The 18,164-nt window shown below is 50.7% G+C and carries 19 protein-coding genes; 4 read left to right on the top strand and 15 right to left on the bottom strand.

Features of this window, described 5'->3' with window-relative positions; all coding sequences use genetic code 11:
* Positions 1 to 187 precede the first annotated feature (187 nt).
* A complete protein-coding gene (locus LX98_RS01365) occupies positions 188 to 604 on the top strand; it encodes a hypothetical protein (protein WP_496427193.1) in 417 nt (138 codons plus the stop codon).
* A gap of 263 nt (positions 605 to 867) precedes the next feature.
* Here the strand turns inward: LX98_RS01365 and LX98_RS01360 are convergent, their stop codons facing one another.
* From LX98_RS01360 to LX98_RS01320, 9 genes are all read right to left on the bottom strand, one after another.
* Positions 868 to 1,152: a hypothetical protein gene (locus tag LX98_RS01360; protein WP_443147570.1), complete on the bottom strand. Its 285-nt coding sequence runs from the start codon at positions 1,150 to 1,152 to the stop codon at positions 868 to 870.
* 77 nt (positions 1,153 to 1,229) lie between these two features.
* Positions 1,230 to 1,730 carry a CPBP family glutamic-type intramembrane protease gene (locus LX98_RS01355; protein WP_496427192.1) on the bottom strand — a complete coding sequence of 167 codons (501 nt, stop codon included), beginning with the start codon at positions 1,728 to 1,730 and terminating at the stop codon, positions 1,230 to 1,232.
* 154 nt (positions 1,731 to 1,884) lie between these two features.
* Positions 1,885 to 2,337 carry a PAS domain-containing protein gene (locus LX98_RS01350; RefSeq protein WP_496427191.1) on the bottom strand — a complete coding sequence of 151 codons (453 nt, stop codon included), beginning with the start codon at positions 2,335 to 2,337 and terminating at the stop codon, positions 1,885 to 1,887.
* A 403-nt stretch (positions 2,338 to 2,740) separates the two neighbouring features.
* Positions 2,741 to 3,970, bottom strand: coding sequence for a type III PLP-dependent enzyme (locus LX98_RS01345; protein ID WP_496427190.1), 1,230 nt, complete (start codon positions 3,968 to 3,970; stop codon positions 2,741 to 2,743).
* Positions 3,971 to 4,633: 663 nt separating this feature from the next.
* Complete coding sequence (locus LX98_RS01340; protein WP_496427189.1) at positions 4,634 to 5,407, bottom strand: hypothetical protein; 774 nt, start codon at positions 5,405 to 5,407, stop codon at positions 4,634 to 4,636.
* A gap of 662 nt (positions 5,408 to 6,069) precedes the next feature.
* Entirely contained in the window at positions 6,070 to 6,870 is an 801-nt protein-coding gene (locus LX98_RS01335) for a hypothetical protein (protein WP_496427188.1), read from the bottom strand.
* Positions 6,871 to 6,968: 98 nt separating this feature from the next.
* Positions 6,969 to 7,772: a hypothetical protein gene (locus tag LX98_RS01330; protein ID WP_496427187.1), complete on the bottom strand. Its 804-nt coding sequence runs from the start codon at positions 7,770 to 7,772 to the stop codon at positions 6,969 to 6,971.
* Positions 7,773 to 8,233: 461 nt separating this feature from the next.
* A complete protein-coding gene (locus tag LX98_RS01325; protein ID WP_496427186.1) occupies positions 8,234 to 9,808 on the bottom strand; it encodes a hydantoinase B/oxoprolinase family protein in 1,575 nt (524 codons plus the stop codon).
* Positions 9,801 to 11,834 (bottom strand): hydantoinase/oxoprolinase family protein, encoded by a 2,034-nt coding sequence (locus tag LX98_RS01320; RefSeq protein ID WP_496427185.1) that lies wholly within the window; start codon positions 11,832 to 11,834, stop codon positions 9,801 to 9,803. Before LX98_RS01320 ends, LX98_RS01325 begins: the two co-directional genes overlap by 8 nt.
* Positions 11,835 to 12,082: 248 nt before the next feature.
* Between LX98_RS01320 and LX98_RS01315 the strand changes: the two genes are divergently transcribed.
* The gene (locus LX98_RS01315; protein ID WP_496427184.1) at positions 12,083 to 12,211 is read left to right on the top strand and encodes a hypothetical protein; all 129 of its coding nucleotides are present in this window, start codon (positions 12,083 to 12,085) and stop codon (positions 12,209 to 12,211) included.
* A 14-nt stretch (positions 12,212 to 12,225) separates the two neighbouring features.
* Here the strand turns inward: LX98_RS01315 and LX98_RS01310 are convergent, their stop codons facing one another.
* Together LX98_RS01310 and LX98_RS01305 are read right to left on the bottom strand one after the other, a co-directional pair.
* Positions 12,226 to 13,719, bottom strand: a complete 1,494-nt coding sequence (locus LX98_RS01310) for an FG-GAP-like repeat-containing protein (protein ID WP_496427183.1) — start codon at positions 13,717 to 13,719, stop codon at positions 12,226 to 12,228.
* A gap of 25 nt (positions 13,720 to 13,744) precedes the next feature.
* Positions 13,745 to 14,005 (bottom strand): hypothetical protein, encoded by a 261-nt coding sequence (locus tag LX98_RS01305; RefSeq protein ID WP_496427182.1) that lies wholly within the window; start codon positions 14,003 to 14,005, stop codon positions 13,745 to 13,747.
* A gap of 120 nt (positions 14,006 to 14,125) precedes the next feature.
* Between LX98_RS01305 and LX98_RS01300 the strand changes: the two genes are divergently transcribed.
* Complete coding sequence (locus tag LX98_RS01300) at positions 14,126 to 14,350, top strand: FmdB family zinc ribbon protein (RefSeq protein ID WP_312644563.1); 225 nt, start codon at positions 14,126 to 14,128, stop codon at positions 14,348 to 14,350.
* Positions 14,351 to 14,388: 38 nt separating this feature from the next.
* Here the strand turns inward: LX98_RS01300 and LX98_RS01295 are convergent, their stop codons facing one another.
* The 3 genes from LX98_RS01295 to LX98_RS01285 form a co-directional block, all read right to left on the bottom strand.
* The gene (locus LX98_RS01295; protein WP_496427181.1) at positions 14,389 to 14,856 is read right to left on the bottom strand and encodes a hypothetical protein; all 468 of its coding nucleotides are present in this window, start codon (positions 14,854 to 14,856) and stop codon (positions 14,389 to 14,391) included.
* Positions 14,857 to 15,256: 400 nt separating this feature from the next.
* A complete protein-coding gene (locus LX98_RS01290; RefSeq protein WP_312644567.1) occupies positions 15,257 to 15,472 on the bottom strand; it encodes a hypothetical protein in 216 nt (71 codons plus the stop codon).
* Positions 15,473 to 15,513: 41 nt separating this feature from the next.
* Positions 15,514 to 15,708, bottom strand: coding sequence for a hypothetical protein (locus LX98_RS01285; protein ID WP_312644570.1), 195 nt, complete (start codon positions 15,706 to 15,708; stop codon positions 15,514 to 15,516).
* Positions 15,709 to 15,960: 252 nt separating this feature from the next.
* Here LX98_RS01285 and LX98_RS01280 point away from each other — a divergent pair, with 252 nt between their 5' ends.
* Entirely contained in the window at positions 15,961 to 16,995 is a 1,035-nt protein-coding gene (locus LX98_RS01280; protein WP_496427180.1) for a PQQ-dependent sugar dehydrogenase, read from the top strand.
* A gap of 7 nt (positions 16,996 to 17,002) precedes the next feature.
* Here LX98_RS01280 and LX98_RS01275 read toward each other — a convergent pair whose 3' ends face one another.
* Positions 17,003 to 18,031 (bottom strand): rod shape-determining protein, encoded by a 1,029-nt coding sequence (locus tag LX98_RS01275; RefSeq protein WP_312644576.1) that lies wholly within the window; start codon positions 18,029 to 18,031, stop codon positions 17,003 to 17,005.
* Positions 18,032 to 18,164 lie beyond the last annotated feature (133 nt).

Genomic DNA, 18,164 nt, shown 5'->3' with positions numbered 1-18,164 from the left:
GGGACGTTCAACTCGCCTTTTTGGAAATCTGACCCATTGCTCTCTAGCCCTGGAGGCTTCATAATACTTATTCGAGACATACCGGAATGTATGGTGTCTTTGTCTGGACCACAACTCCAAATACACTCACACCCCGTCTGTCTAGTCCGAGGCTCTTATCATCAACACACAACAAGGGGTGGGTCACATGGGAACCGAAATAACACGCTATGCCATTGGAGATTTTGGAAAGTTGCATAAATTTACCGGAAAGAATGTCCCGGCAGGCACCGAGGCCCTGGTGGAAGAAGACGGAACAAGCTTAACGGCGAAGGGGAAAACCTACACCGCTCGGTTTTCGGATATTCTTCCAAACGTGGAAATCATTCGCGTGCAATTCGATCAATACAGCTCGAACCACATCGGCTTCGCCATGGAGGCCCACGACAAAACCCTGACCAAAATCCCGGAAATGCTGGAAAGCACTAAAATCATTTCTGAAAAACTCAGACATGACTGGATGGCGCAAGACAAAGCCTATCAGGATACCGAAAAAGCCAAAAAGGTAGCGCCTGCTGCAGCAAAAGTCGCCGCGCCTGCGAAAGAAGCGATTGCGGCAACGTAATCAACCCCTCCCCGATTAAAGAACGTGTCAGTGCTAAGAAAGGCGCCGTTCGCTTCAGAACCCTCATCATTGTTCCCCCCTTTGCCCAAAAAGCAGAGGGGGGAAACGCTTCAATTTTTCAATTCTCGAATTTAAGAAAGCCGGATGAGGCCGGGTTAAGCCGGTTGCACCCTGCAGAACATTGATATCAAGGCTGGAGAAGAGCTGGCAATAGTCATGGCGGTAACCATCAGGCTTTGATGCACCTTGCTCGCATCGACGAACTATTTTTTTCGAAACGAAATATGGTCTTTATACTCCTGAATCGCCGCGCCCAACGCCTTCGATCCTAAGGGAATATTGGCCTCCAGTGCATTTTCAACCGCTTCATCATCAATGATCACTTCATAACATTCGTGTTGATTGGTGAGCACCATGCCCTTCTCCGTTTGCCGGGGCATATAGATTTCCGTCCACACTTCCTTTTCCACCAAACACACATCCCGAAACCGTTCATACAAAAGCTGCAACCGTTCTTGATCAGAAATTACGAGCGGATTATTTTCCATAGCCATTCCTCTCCCTTCACATAAACAACAATGGTTCTTTTTCTACTCCGCTCTCATCAAACTCGTCAAGTGGGTGGTTATCCTCCGAAAACGGATACCCAAGGATCGCGGCCAAGAACCCAGAGATAAAAAAACGTGCCCAGCCAGCCATGATAGAGTCCCAGCGGCCAAAGATTTCTATCACGGGTATAGAACGGGATAAAAAAGCAGGCCATAAGGCCGGCGGCCAACGTCAGCCACCAGTCGGGGAAATGGACCAGGGCAAACAGAATCACCCCAATGGGAATGGCCAGCCACAGGCCATGCTGAGGAAATATTTTTATAAGATTATCGATACCCAGCGCCTGCACAAGAAACTGTTGGAGAATTCCCCACAAAGGGTATAGGAACAACAGCAACAGCATGTGGCCTTGCCAGAGCTCTCGACCGGCCACTATGCCATACCAGGCCATGGCTAATCCCGACCCGGCAAATAACACCGATGGCCACATAAAGGCCTGTCGAAGATTGTCGGTGCGAAATCCCCACCCTTTCCACCTCGTCGGATCTTGCCGAACCTGCCAGACTACATAGCTCATCCAACTAATGCCCGCCAAGGCTATAAAGAGTCCCTTGGCATCAAAACTCTTGAATACAAGATGCAGCAGCCCTGTCAGGACAACCGCAGAGAATTCCCACCAATTGCCAGCCCGGTCATCGCGAGAAATTTTCAGAAGATTTTTCCCACACGAATTACATGGTATAAGTCGAGGAGCTTTTCAGAAAGGACAAGGAGGGATCCTGCGGGGAAACCGAGATGACGGGACACCCATCTAGGTAATGATCTGTTACGAAGCCCAATGCCTCAGACTCATAAGGAAATAACCGGACCACCGCGACAACCGTCTTTCCCAGGGTAGGAAAAACCAATTGAACATCCTGCGGCCGTTGGGTTTTCAGAGTTTTGATCAGGGCCTTTTTCAAACTTCTGGCTGAGTCTTTAGGTAAGACCTCCTTGATGGTCCGTCCAAGAAGATGCTCTCCACCTAAAAGGTGTTGACAGGGAACAGGGAAAAAACAATCCTGATAGATTCCATTTTCATCCCAGCGAAAGATTTTATGGGGAATAAACGAGACATGATCCCCTGAAAAAATCCTGCTCAGGAATTCTTCCCACATGGCCTTCGACCAACGTTCCCTGGACATCGAACCCTCCCTGGTTTCTATCCATTTTCCCTATCATAGAGATAATTCTCCCACTAATGTATTTCAGTGCTCTTTAGATCTTTCTAAAGAGTAAATAAGAGTTTCTATCTCATGCACAACTAGTGAAATCCCTAGTTTTTCCGGAAAAAGCCCCTAGCATTCTATATAATGTATTAAAAAAGGAACGTTTGAGACAACTTACTCTTTCCTCTTTGCCTGAAATGTAGGCAGTCCTCTTCGTCCACCGAGAAGGTCGAGGTCCAGGCCTTTTAGCTCTAGGAGAGCCCCCCTGCAGCTCTATCTGAATCAGTAAAAGACGGGTGAAAACCAAAGGAAATAAATCACCGGCCTGCGAACCCTGATGACCAATGGAACGAGCCCATTACCATAACGGGGGTATCCGTTAGAGACAGTAGGTCCGCAAGGGAGGAAATCCATTAAACCCCACAGAGGCGTAACTGCTGGTATAGGCACCGGCACTTAAAATTTCGATTCGATCACCGATAGCCAAATTCAGAGGCAACTCATAGGAGGTTTTTTCATATAACACGTCCGCGCTGTCGCAAGTGGGACCCGCCAAAATCACCGGTCCCGTTGGACCCTCACGGAAGGTGCGTAGCCGGTACTTAATACATTCATCCATCGTTTCAGCCAAACCGCCAAACTTACCAATATCGAGATACACCCATCGCCGAAGATCTTCTCGGGATTTGTGAGCTACCAGGATAACCTCGCTCTGGATCACTCCCGCATCCGCCACCAGAAACCGACCGGGTTCAATCATCAGTTGAGGAGGCGTGACACCAAATGATTCCTGTAGAGCCTGTTGAATGGTTTGGGCGTAGTGCGAAAATGGCCGAAGAGTCGTTTGGTAGGTAGCCGGAAGTCCTCCGCCAATATTAATCCATTCCAGCTCAAGATCCTGTCTCCTCAATTGGCGGTACAATTCCGAAGCCACCTTTAGAGGCTCGACCCATTCCTGCGGATCGGTTTGTTGAGACCCCACATGGAAGGTCACTCCCAGGGGGTTCAACCCGAGGTTACGACTGTTGAGGAGTAAATCATACGCCATGGTCAAGTCACAGCCGAATTTTCTAGAAAGAGGCCAATCCGCGTGTTTCCCTTGGCTCAGGACTCGACACTGCACTCCCGCACCAGGCGCCTGTCTACTCAATTTTTCGAGTTCGGCCTCACTGTCAAAGGCGAAGAGCCTGACCCCGCGGCCAAAGGCATACGCAATATCCACCTCTTTTTTAACCGTGTTGCCATACGACAGCCAGGTGGCCGGGACCCCGAGAGACAAACACAAGTCCAGTTCATACCGGCTTGCAATATCAAATCGTGACCCCAACGTGGCTAACAGTTGAATAATTTCCGGGGCAGGATTGGCTTTCACCGCATAATGAATCGCTGCATGAGGAAATTCTCCTTGAAGCTCAAGATACTTCTTTCGGACCTGTTCAAGGTCCAGGGCTAAAAACGGTGTATCAGGACGACCGGCCAGGAACTGCTCGAGTTTTGGGGTCAGACCACGACAATCGGCCACCGACAACTCATGGCGAAGCGATGGAGCACATGCGAGAACAGAAACTTTCTCATTTTCGAACCCGGAATCAACCAAACTGGTCTGCACATTCCACTCCTGTGACAATGGTGATTAAAAGGGAATTAAGTCGCCGAACCGAAAGTCAAAAAAACCGTTACCTACATCGACAAAGTATCCAGAAAACCTTAAGAGAATTCCGGAACCATTCACATGCCTGAAACCAGACTGCTTGATCCCCGGCGCAAAGTTTTTCCGGTCTGATGGCAGACGGGATATTCGTTTGAGAAATCTTGGTAACATACGGTGGGAAATTCCAGGTCCCGATACACCATAATGCCTGAAGTGTTGTTTAGCGGGACTCGGAGGATGCGTCGAAAGGGGCACAACTAATGTGGGAAAGAGGCGAGCAATAGCTCGCTGCAGGAATCGATGAGTGAAACCCGATTCCCGGGTTTCAGCTCGGCCATGAAAGAGAACACACGTTCGCGGGATGGAAGTTCCTTATTCTATAGACAGGGGTCACGAGACAAACTTACAGCCAAGAGCTTATTCTATAAAAAACCCTAACGACACCTCATTTCAATCTGAAATTTGCCCTTTAATATGCTCGAAGAAAGAATACCACGAGCTTCTCCATCTGGAAATATCCCTTCCTTCCTTCCAAACAAAATATTTTCTGGCAAGGCCCCAAAATTCCTGGGCTCTGGTCCAGGAATTTAGGGCTTTTTGCATCAGGAACCTCCTTGGAAATTACTGAGGGGGGAGTCCAGGATCCTCCGGTTCTCCGGAGTTGCTCATGACCGTTCCGATCAGTGGCTGGTCATGACAGGATTCTGCAACATCCATTTGGCAATACATGGCCTGAGGATCATCTTCATTCCATGCCCCACCGTTGTTAAAGCAATCCAATTTTTCAATACAGGTGTTTACCTGGTCTTCCTGGCCGGAAACCGCACAGGTCGAATTGCAGGATGCAAAGACTGTTTGAATGGAGGTACCCGTGCAATCGCTCCCCCCTCCACTAAGCAGGCAATTCAGCGCTGCGGCGGTTAATTGGCGACCGAGCTGAAGTTTCGAATTCCCACCTGGGGAAACGCATAACGCTTCGAGAACGGGAGGAATTTGGCCAGCGCCATTGGGGTCTACGGAAATAATTTGTCCACAAATATCAATTCCCTCATATCCGATAGGGAAATTATGCAACAGGGTGATGTCATTCTTCTTCGCATCTCGACAGGCTTTCGGACTTCCCGCCTGGCCTGGCGGTTCAAAATTACAAATTACCGTGCCATCCATTTCATAGGTACACTTGTCCGTCGCCGTTTGATCATAGGAATTGACGGTTGACAACCAGGCTCGGATAACTTCTTCAGAAATGTTCGTACTACCAGACTTCTCCTCGCCTGCATGGGTACCCCAGAATCCGGCCGTTCGGCAAATCTCCTGAGCATTCACCTGACTCACAACACTTCCCATTCCCATGCTAAAAACAAGACAACCCGCACACAATATCGTGGTTCTCATTGTTAAACCCTCCTGAGAAAAATGTGAGTGTTTCCTTGGTGAGGATTGTGAAGTTCCCCCAACCTGATGAGAATCTCCAGAAACCCTTCAATCAAAGTCACTCAATAGCGGCATGGAGTGGAAAACCTCATTCCATGCATTCTTGGGAGTGTTGAAATATGCGAAGACCTTTGACTAAAAGATTTTTGGGGAATACCCGGAGAACAATGCCCTTTGCATTATCGGCCTGTGGGAGGACAACTTTACCCAGGCAGGAGCACTAGCGGGAAATTGAGGAAAAGTGTTCTAGCAATATTTCATAGTGTGCATAGCCATGAGCTCTCTTGGCTGCAACTTTTATCAAGCTAAAACATTGAAAGGGTAATGGTAAAACATGGCGGGACAATGAACGTTTTAACCCCATAAGACCATGAAGTAGGAGAAAACCAAATAGGAGTCAAAATTGGGATACAAAATCGTGAGGGCACCTGACGGGATTGGATGGGAAATGGGGTAGCTGTACGAACCCACTTAATTACATTCACCTATATCGTCAGCGTAACCCCCTCGTAGTGTCCTTTCAACCGATCTTTATCAAAGCGATCTTTCCTAATAATTTATTGACAAACCTTCGACCTTCGCCAAGGAGATCAGAGTTAAATTCCACCTGTTCAAAAGCAAAATTACGGTACGATGCATGGCACAACTCCTCTTATATTCGTCCCATTCAAGTGAACATTTCGCAATCGCGCTTTTGCCAGGCATTTCCACTTATCGTTTGAATCCTTTCGACCTTCGAGCCGAATACGATAGTGATGGTCTTCCTTCAAATCAGGAATGACATAATAATTGTTTTCAAATTTTCGAATTTTTTGGTTCACGTCACACGCGTTGGTAAAGGTATCACCCCAATCCTTCCAGCAGATTTTCCATTTATCATACTTATCTGGCTGCACACTCCAGGTCACTTTGATGTTACAAGTGCCTTTGTCAAAATCACAGGAATGTCCACCCTCAAATCCGTCAGGACCTGTAGTCAGCCAAACTGACCCCCCAATGCCTTTTTCATCATGCGGAGGTTCATAGGGCTCGCTTTCACTCTCCTGCTGGGGAAGGCCGGCGGGACAATCCGGGTCGGCAGAGCACGCGTTCAAGTTACAATAGCCATCCGCCCCACAAGGCGGTGGGCCATCAACAGAATCAAGCGCCACAAGCCGTATCGGAACATCACTCCCATGATCCACTCGTGAATATTTGAATGGAGTGGAAGACAGACGCCACTGAACCCTTCCATTATTCATGAAGGAAATAAACTTGGCGTCCTGATTCCTATCTTCTCCAATTAATATTCCTGTCTGACCGGCCTCTTGGATGGGTATCCCCTGGTTACTATCAGACTGGCCACACACACCAAGTGGGACGCAGAGCACTGCAGCCCATACAACGATGGTATGAGTTCGACGTCTTGCCTGTTTCATCATCATGGACCTCCTGGTGAAATTTTCATGACTGACCCCTTTCCGCATTGCAGAACATCCTTAAGGGGGTGAATGAGGATGTGGCTCCGAGTTGTCTCATGGCCTTAATCGTAGAAATATCCAAAGTAAATCGTCTGGTCCAATTCATTGGCCAGATAGATGTTATGCCGCATCATCCACGGTGCAGGACTCCAAAGGGTGTCTGGATGATATAGGGTCCCCGGATCACCCCACGCACCGTTTTCTGTTGGCAACTGTGAGATTTGGTCAAAGTCCAGAATATTGTCATACGCCACTGCAGTAATCCCGCCGGCTGCTCCAGGAGGATTCGGACATTTCGCGATAATATTTCCAAACACATTTAAGACGATGAGTCTATTTCGACTGGCATCACTGGCGACATACGACCAGGGCGCTGCAGTTAGCCCTTGTACGCTGGATCCAAGCGGGACATTCACGCTTCCCAGGACAACACCGGAATTGCTAATCGCTTCGAGCACGTTGCCGTCAGAACGCACAAAATACAAACCGTTATATGCCAGAGCGGCCCCGCTTCTCGGTGGAACAAGAATCGTATCCGTGACGTTCCCCGTCTCTGGATCGATGCCGATGATCGTGTCCTGATTCTGTGTCGATTGCACGGCCCAAATGGTATTTCGAAAAATGGCATAGTCCATCCCGCTAATGACATCATGACCGGGAGGTGTCTGAAGGCGACCGGCTTCTTGCGACACACTCAAATGCAAATACAAAAACACAATTTCATCCTCATAAGAGGTCTGCGTGAGAAACGCCAGATACGGATCGTTGTATCGCCGACAGACTGTCAACGCACTGCCGGTTCCGGTCGTTGCATAGGGATAGGGGTATGAGCCCACTTGAAAGAATTGAAGCTGTATAGCCGGCATGGTCTACTCCTTTTTTTGGCTCGTTGTCAAAACGTGTACCTGCACCTGAAGTTGACTCAAAGTCCTTTTAACAGATTTTCCATTAGTCATACCGATCAGGTGCTACGCCCCAATGAACCATAATATTCATTTGTTATATCCACTTTTTTTCTGTGCCTTTGGAAAGTAACAGCAAAACCCATTCCTCACGCTGACGACCAATGGGCAAAGACCCTAACTCTTTAAAACTATTGCACTGTTAAAAAAAAGGAACGGTGATAACAAATTCAAAGAAAAGAATGGGGAGGATTCAGGTAGGCCCTAAGATACGCTTTGTATCTATTCGGATACGAGGTTTTTGATGGGTTCCATGAGGGAATTGTCCAGGAGTATCAGGCGGGAAGACCCCGTCTCACGTATGAGGTTTCTAATTTAAAGTTTTCCATACTTGTGGAGTCCCTCTTCCCGAACTTACCGCGATTCTAGTTGATTCCATATCCATATCCACCTCCTCCTGGAGTTTCGATGGTGAGTTCATCGCCCGCTTCAACGGGGAATGAACATTTTCCACTGACATCTTTTTCGGTTCCATTTTGCCTTAGGCTATTGCGACCGGACTCTCCTGGTGCGCCCCCCTCCAATCCATAGGGCTTGGTGATCCGGCGGTCGGACAACAGGGTCACCTCGGCAGGCTGAAGAAATTCGTACGTCCGCACGATCCCGTCCCCGCCTTGATGCTGCCCATTTCCTCCGGAGCCTTCGCGCAGGGCATAGCGGGAAACTCGAAACGGATAGGCATATTCAACGGCTTCCACCGGCGTATTCAGGGTATTGGTCATGTGTGAGTGGCGTCCACTCGCCCCTTCAAATTCATGACCCGCCCCCATACCACCGCCGATGGTTTCGTAATAGGCGAAGGGGCGGTTGTGTCGTTGATCCCATCCACCGATGGTGAGATTATTCATTGTGCCCTGGCTGGCCGCCGGAATGCGATCAGGACAGGCTTGCGCCAAGGCTCCAAGTAAAACATCCACGATTCGCTGGGAGGTTTCGACATTTCCGGCCGCAACTGCGGCAGGGCGTCTGGCGTTTACCAATGTACCTTCAGGCGCGATAATCTGAACCGGCCGCAAACATCCGCTATTGGCAGGGATATCCAACCCCAATACACATCGAAACACATAGGCCACTGCGGACAATGTGACCGGGTAGACCGCATTGATGCTACCAGGCCGTTGCGCATCGGTTCCAGAAAAATCCACCGTGACCTGTTCATCTTCAATCATGATGGCCACACGAATGTCGGCAGGTTTCTCCGTGAATCCATCGTTATCCAGGGCATCTTCAAAACGGTAGCAGCCATTGGGTAACGTGCGGATTAACTGGCGGGTCATGCGTTCGCTGTAACGAAGCAGGGCATCCATTTCGGCGAGCAGCGGTTGCATGCCAAACCGTTCAGCCATCGCTCGTATCCGTTCACCTCCAATCTGATTCGCGGCCAATTGAGCCTGGAGATCACCCATGCGTTCCTCTGGCGTACGGACATTCGCCAATAACATCCGCCAGATGTCATCATTTTTTTTATTGCCCACCATGAGTTTGACCGGAGGGATGATGAGCCCTTCTTGATAGATTTCCTGTGACAAGGGCATCGACCCCGCCGACATTCCGCCGATGTCGGCATGGTGCGCGCGGTTGGCGACCAACCCTAAGAGAGTGGGAGGAGAGGTGTCTTCCACAAAAACGGGCGAGACCACGGTGAGATCGGGAAGATGTGTGCCCCCGCGATAGGGATCATTGACCATGGCTACATCGCCAGGCGCCATCGTCAAGGACTCAAGGCAGGCTTGCACCGACAAGGGCATGGCTCCAAGATGAACCGGGATATGCGCCGCTTGCGCGACCAGATTTCCGGATGCATCAAACACCGCACAGGAAAAATCACAGCGTTCTTTGATGTTGGGCGAGAAGGCGGCCCTCTGCAGGCGAGCACCCATTTCCTCGGCCACGGACACCAACCGGTGCTTCATCATTTCAGTGCGAATGGGATCATTCATTGGTGGCTCCAACCTTTATGAGAATATTCGAATAGGTATCAATCGCTGCGTGATCCGTGGGGCCAAGATAGATGGTGGTATCATCCAGAACCAGAATGGCCGGTCCATTGATTTCATGTCCCGGACGTAAGCGGGCTCCCCAATAATGCGGGACCGGTTGCATCCCTTGAGGCAAAACCACCGGACGATCTTCCCATTGAGCTGCAGTCGGATCCGCTGAACCTAGCGGCCTGGTGGGAATGGTGGGCGGCGTCACATGGCCGACTGCACAGACGCGTACATTCACGATTTCGATTGGAGTCTCTGTCTGACTATAGCCATAGCGCACACAATGAATCCGATGGAATTCCTCGCGGAACATTGAAGTCAGCGGCACCGCTAAGTCGAAGGATTGACCGACATAACGGACATCGACCGTTCGAGAGAGAACCCATTGCTCAGAATCCACCCCTTCCCGATGCAAGTCCTTTTGCCCCTGATCAACCAACGGTTGCGTGCACTGCTCAAGAATCTCAATCGGCGTGTCTCCCGGCAGCATCACCGTCTGAACATAATCCAATTGCACCTCCGCAGCCAACATGCCCAGAGCAGAGAGCGTGGCGGCCATGGGTGACACCAACACGTGTGGAATACCCAGTGCTCTGGCCAGATCGCAGGCATGTAATCCGCCGCCCCCACCGAATGCCACCAGAACGGTTTCCCTGGGATCTTCTCCCCGCTCCACTGACATGACACGCAGTGCGCGCTCCATATGGACATTGGCAATTTGGATCATACCTAAGGCCAAGGTCTGCCGGACATCCAGGCCGGAACGAGGGACCAAAACCATCTGCCGGCTCAGTTCATCAAACGCCTGTTGCGCCGAGTCAACATTTAATCTCATCCGGCCACCTAAAAACCCGTCGGTCGGCAATCGTCCTAACACTACATGAGCATCCGTGACTGTCGGGATGGTCCCGCCCCGCCCATAACACACCGGACCAGGTTGAGCCCCGGCACTTTGAGGTCCCACACGAAGATTGCCGCCCGCATCGACGGTGGCCAGAGAGCCACCTCCGGCACCGACCGTATGAATATCGATGACCGGCACACGGATAGGATTCCCCCCGACTTTGGCTTCGGTGGTGACATGAATCGTCTCATGAACCAATGCCACGTCCGTGGACGTCCCGCCCATATCATACGTCAGTATCCGGTTGAAGCCCGCCAACCCTGCCAGGTATCGCGCGCCCACCACACCTCCGGCCGGACCAGACAGAATGGAACGGACTCCATGCCCTCGCGCCTGGGCGACCGAAATACGCCCCCCGTTCGATTGCACAATATGAAACTCGGTCGGTTTCATCTCCCGTTCTAAACGGCCCAAATAGGTATCAAGAACCGGAGACACATAGGCATTTACCACCGTCGTACTGGTACGTTCATATTCCCGAAATTCCGGCAGGATTTCGGAAGAACCCGTCACAAAGAATCCTTCGTCACGCAATCGCTTTGTCACCCATTGCTCATGAACAGGGTTCACAAAAGAAAACAGAAACGATACGGCCACCGACTGAATCGCTTCTTGCCGTAACATTTCAAGAATTGAGACGAGGCCTTGTTCCTGAAGAGGCGTCAGAATAGTCCCTTCACAATCCACCCGCTCCGAGATTTCAAATGACCATTCACGCGGGACCAAGGGCGGAGATATGACAGGGAACAGGTCGTACAACGCAGGACGATTTTGCCGTCCGATCAGCAGCACATCGCGAAAGCCTTTTGTCGTAATGAGAGCCGTCCGCGCCCCTTTGCGCTCCAGAATGGCATTGGTGGCGACGGTGGAACCATGCACAATATGACGACCGGGATGGTGGGAAAGTTGGGCTAACCCTTGCAGGACCGCTTCCGCAGGATCGGCCGGGGTCGAAAGAATTTTAAATCGCTGGAGAGATTGATCCGAGGAGGAATAGATGACAAAGTCGGTAAAGGTTCCTCCAATATCTATCCCCACCCATACATTTTGACTGGATTGACCGGAAGTCGACATCAAACACACTCTTCTTCAGGGGAGTGTTGAAAACAAATGGGCCACCTTTCAGGATGGGGCGGCAATGCGTTCTCGCCGCCTGGCCGTGCTCACGTACCCCTCCGTACGCTCCGCCCGTTTCAATCGGCTGAGGCCTTTTCTTCGAGAAGGCTCTGGACAGGACTGGACGAGTTTTTTAAACACTCCACTATTTTTTCCGGTGAGCCTTGGGTTTTCATATGCTGATGAAACAGCAAGGTGTTTAAAATATGCAACAGACCATTCAAGGAATGGAAGAAGAGCATACCGGATTATGGGGAAGGTTTGAAGCGCAAAAATCACATGGCGTGATGGGAAGGAAGGGTAAAAGGGGCTGTACAGCTATGAATTCATTCTAAACGAACGCGCCTACTTAACTTTTCACCAGGCCTTTTAATACCACGCGTCGTGGACTACCGCTGGCATTATCGTGAATCGTGAGCATGGCATGGTGGGTTCCCGGTTCGTGTGGAGCGAATCCGACCTGGAGCGTGCACGATTCGCCCGTATGTAAGGTCACATCCGCACAGGTGTTATCCGCAACAGAAAAGGCATCCGCTTCATTACCGGTAATCTTCACCTCCACAATTTTGAGCAGTCCCAACCCGATGTTGGAGACGCGCATCATGTGATGAGAGGATGAAGGATTCGCCTCTTGACCCGACTCCATCTCAAAGACCATGGCATCCGTGCTCAAGCTTGGGAGGGGGATAGCCCCATCTCCGCTAAGCAGGACCGACACACCATCGACATTCGTGCTGGCCGTGGCCAGATCGGGAAATTGGTCTTGATCAAAATCCTCCACTACCACTGCTGAAGGCGTGGCTCCGACACCAAAATGGCCCGCCGAGGTAAAAAGTCCGGCTCCATTCCCCAATAAAATCGACAAACTATTGGAATCACGATTGACCACAACCATGTCCATCTCTTGATCTCCGTCGAAATCACGAAACACCACTCCCACCGGGGCAAAACCCACTTTAATGGGATCCAATTCCGTAAACGATCCTCCCTCGCGCTGGAGCAGAATGCGTACGGAATCCGAAAAGAGACTGGTCACCGCGAGGTCCACCAATCCATTATGATTGATGTCGGCCCCCTGGATCGCGCTTAAGGTGAAGCCCGGCTTGAGTTCCTTCTCAAGGACAAATTTCCCATTACCGGTATTCTTAAGAATGGAAACAAGCCCGTTCGGGGATCGCCAACTCGGCTGACTCCACGTCACGCTCAGATCCGGTTTTCCATCACCGGTCAGATCCTCGACCAGCACTCCGGTCGGAAACATGCCGTCTCGCCCGTCCTGTTCATAGGTCACAGGGGCCAACAGTCCACCCTTCCCATCGTTCAAGAGCACCGAGAGATCAAAAGGCGGGTAATACCCAAAGCGTCCGCTATTTATCGCCACCACATCACTCCACCCGTCCCCATTCACATCCCGAACGGCTAGAAAGGTCGTCCCCTTGCCTGCCTCCTGGCTGGCCAGCTTCTGGAACAGGCCTGTACCCTCACCTTTCAGCACAACCACCTGATCAGCGCCACTTAATGCCAGGACCAAATCAAGGAGACCGTCGCCATCCATATCTGCAGCAACCACCGCCAGCGGAATTTTCCCGACTCCAAAGGACACAGCCGATCGAAAGGTGCCATTGCCGTTGCCTAATAGCACTGAGACGTCGTCGGATGTGCCGTTAACCGTCGCGATATCCGACAATCCGTCCCCATTGAAATCTCCCGCGGTAATGGATTGCGGAGCGCGCCCAACCGGATTACTCGGGGTGGGGGTATACGTGAGGTTCTGGGCATACACAGGAATAGGGCAACCTGCCATCCAAGCCCAGGCCACACCTAGGATCAAGCACCGTTTCATGAATGACATAAGGAACATGATCGGGTTAATTCAGGGATGGATCTGTATAGGTTTTTTCTAGCACAATTTCAATTTCGTCAGTAGCTGCCTTTCCTCGATTGCGAAAACGGGCCACCCAGTCGGGATACTGTTCCAATGTGCGAAATATACTTTTCACAATAGCAGGCTTCACGGTTTCTTCCCAATGTGCGAGCCATGCTCTCTCATCCTCCTCGCCCTCATATTCATCCGGGAAGTTGGCTTCCAGGGAAAACCTTAGATTAAACGATTCCTCCTCTTGATACATCTTTTTCTCCTTCTCCATCATGATGGGAGGCCACTCCCTATCGCGAACCTCCATTGTCCTCATCTCACATGATCGCCTATACTAGATGTACCATTTCATTCAAAAGGAGGTCCAGAACCCATGCCGATTTTTGCCTATAGGTGTCAGGAATGTTCGCATCAATTTGAGATGCTTGTCCATGGCTCAACGATCCCGGAATGTCCGGAATGTCAGGCCAATAGACTTGAAAAACAGTTGACGGGATTTGCCGTAGGGGGAACAGGCAGTGGAATGAACATTGTTGATCCAGGCAGTTGCGGATCCTGCGGAGATCCCCGTGGACCAGGCGCCTGCTCGATGAATTAGGCGGTCCGGAAGCCTACCTTAGGTAGTAGATGACACTCTCATTTCCCCGAATCAGGCTCTCTGCCATGGAGATGTTCATTACCATTCAGGCCATCTTCTTCAGGATCAATCCAAATCTTTTCGGGAAAACCTAACGAATCTTCACCCACACCATAGAAAAGTGCCTGGGCCGAAAGAATGTAGGTTATCCATCCAATCGTGCCATCCCCTTCAACGATTCGATAGTGCATATCCGAGGCTTCAGGAAGGGATTCCTGTAGTCCAGGAATCACCATCAACACTCGATGCACACTGACATGCGGAGAGCTCTCCTGCTCCGTTTCAGGATACCGAATGGCCATCATGCCATTGGGAAGGAGGGTATTTTGGGTGAAGGTCGTTATCTGAAAGGCTGAAGGATTGAGTAAAGAATCACACGACAACGTTGGAGGGGGGGAAGAAATCAAGAAGATGGGTGAGAAACCAAAGACCGCAAAGATCAGTGGACCAGCTCTGAAGCCTCCCATCGGACACCTCCTGCTCGGGAATCTTCACGACAACTTTTAACCCTCATCTTCTTATCGGTTACATCTGCACAGGAATTAAGGAAACGAACAAAGAAGGTAAGTTCACGACCTGAAAGGTGCGGAAAAGGCAAATGGATTGAACAATTGGATGGGATGGGCCGTCAGATCAGTTTGTGCAATGGCGGCACAAACAGTTCAGTGGATTTTGCGGTCTTTATCTCAAACTGCATGCGCACGTGATCTCACTAAAACATAATCGTGATACCTCAAGGCAAATGCGGACGTTTAGTATGGATAGGAAAGATGAGCGAACTCGCGAAAATCGGGAGGCCGGATAGAAGTTCCGGTCGGATGGAGGATAAGAACCGGTTCAGCATGCCCGATCAAGAGATGACCGAGGCTATTCCGAACTGCCCAGCATATCGTCGATGAGGGGACGATTCAAATCTTCGCAGCCTGGACAAATCACGTCAAAAAATGTTTCATGATCCGCCACATAGTTTTTTTCATCCACTAACTTTTCTTCATGAATGCTGTCGTAACATGCTGGGCAAAGCATCATGAGGCCGCGCATGACCGATACCGTTTTTCTTCCTTGGCTACGTGGTAAATGCATACCGTCCTCCCTGCCTAAGGTGGGTGCGGTCTCAACCGACATTAGGACCACCCTCGTTGTTGCGCTAACAAAAAGTCTTCCTGTTCCAGATCAATGCCACACGCAGGGCATTCATAGGGCTGATCCTCAGGTGGAATGCCAACCGGCGTGTCCTGGACCTTTCCCTGACAAACATGATAGAAATTTCCTCGGGCATTTTCATCATCTAAGATATCGGACTCGTACTTTAAAATCATCTTACACTCCTTCACGTGACCGTTATGGCTTCTCAAGTTATAACAAGGCATGGATTTCCCGGGCAATCCCTATTCCGCTCAATCCAATCCCGAAATCGACCATCCCATCTTCCCGTAGCCCCTCATAAACACCTGGCCCCCGTGATGATGGGAATCGTCATAGGGATAGCGGTAGGACTTTGGTCAACCTCGGGCTGGGGTCTTTCTGGAAAACCTGCCTCTTTCAAAGGCCCCATTGGATTGCAACCCCTGGTGGAACACGACTTTTCCAAGCCGGTCTTTCTCACCGCCAGTCCGGATCAGACCAATCGCTTATTCGTGGTAGAACAGAATGGCCGCATTGTCATCCTGACTCCAGGCCAACGAAATCCGTCTCTTTTCCTGGATATCGCTGAAAAGCTGTCCACAGGAGGGGAACGAGGACTCCTGGGTCTGGCATTCCACCCTCAGTACTCGAAAAATGGCCGGTTCTTTGTCAACTACACCAGGGCACAAGACGGGGCCACGGTGATTGCTGAATACCAAGTATCATCCGACCCCGCCCGGGCGGACCCACAAGAATCCATTCGACTCGTCATTCCACAACCCTACAGCAACCATAACGGAGGCATGATCGCCTTTGGTCCCGATGCATTCTTGTATATTGGGACGGGAGATGGCGGAGCAGGCGGTGATCCGGAGAATCGAGCCCAAGATCGCAAGTCTTTGCTGGGCAAATTCCTTCGAATCGATGTAGATGGACCGCCTCCCTACCGCATCCCTGCCGACAATCCCTTTGTCGGACAACCGGGCCAACCTGAAATCTTTGCGCTTGGCCTTCGCAATCCCTGGCGCTTTTCCTTTGACCGCCAGACCGGAGACTTATGGACCGGGGATGTCGGACAGAACCTTTGGGAAGAAATCGATGTGATTGCAAAAGGGAAAAACTATGGATGGCGACTCTTAGAGGGGACCCACTGTTTCAATCCCGACAAGAACTGCGAATCGGCCCAGCATGTGGTCACGCCGCCGATTACAGAATACCGGCACGAACAGGGACGATGCTCGGTGACCGGAGGCTATGTCTATCGTGGAAAACGCGTGCCTTCGCTAGAAGGACTCTATGTGTTCGGGGATTATTGTACCGGAGAAATCTGGGGTTATCGCGACGGTCAGACCACACAACTGCTGGATACGGAACTACGAATCGCGTCTTTTGGGGAAGATCGTGAGGGAGAACTCTATGTGATCGGTCACCAAGGCAAGATTTTTCAGATCGCACCTGACGCCTCGGCTGCCTTGCCCTAGCCTACCATTAAAATTTTTGAATCTTTTGGAACAAATCGACTTCATCAAGAGCTTTTCCCACGCCATACACCACGGAGGTCAAGGGATCCTCTACCGTAATAATGGGCAGATTGGTTTCTTCCTGAAACCGCGTGGCAATTCCCGGCAACAACGAACCCCCGCCTGTAATCACCACTCCCTTATCAATAATATCTCCGGCCAATTCAGGCGGGGTATTCTCCAAGGCGTTTCGTAAGGCATTCACTATGGCATGTATGGGATCTTCCAATGCTTCTCGAATCTCGGAATCATTCACCACTACCGTCCGGGGAATACCCGAAATCATATCCCGCCCTTTGACCATCATCGTTTTGGCTTGTTCTAACGGATAGGCAGATCCGACTTCGATTTTCACCTTTTCCGCCATGTGATCACCGATCAGGAGGTTATATCGTCGCTTAATATAACTCATAATGGCATCATCCATGGAGTCACCCGCCACTTTCACCGACTCGCTACAGACAATGCCCCCAAGGGAAATGACAGCAATATCGGTGGTACCTCCTCCAATGTCGACCACCATATTCCCCGAAGGTTCCGTAATCGGTAACCCCGCTCCAATTGCTGCCGCAACCGGCTCTTCGATGAGATAGACTTCCCGGGCGCCGGCTTGGCTGGCCGATTCACGAACGGCCCGTTGCTCTACTTCGGTGATACGGGATGGCACACCAATAATACAGCGAGGCCTGACGAACGCCCGTCGGTTATGCGCTTTGGTAATAAAGTAGTGCAACATGCGCTCGGTCATGGCGAAATCGGCAATGACCCCTTCTTTGATCGGGCGGATCGCCACAATATTACCCGGCGTCCTTCCCACCATGCGTTTGGCTTCGACACCCACGGCCAATACCGTATTGGATTGTTTTTCGATGGCCACCACCGAGGGTTCACTCAGGACAATGCCCTTACCACGAACATAGACCAGTGTCGTCGCCGTACCTAAATCGATGGCTAAATCACTCGAAAACCAACCTAGAATATCACTCAACCCTGGCATGAGCCCCCCATGTGGAAATACGGTTGATTCAGAAAATGCCGATCAGGCTGTCGCCTGTTCGGCACTACCGACATATATCGGAACACCATTTGTCAAAATAAAGGAATATTGAGAAAATGTACGGGAATGTGTT

It is taken from the genome of Nitrospira marina, from assembly GCF_059568365.1.
This window is presented reverse-complemented; position numbering and strand designations above follow the sequence as displayed.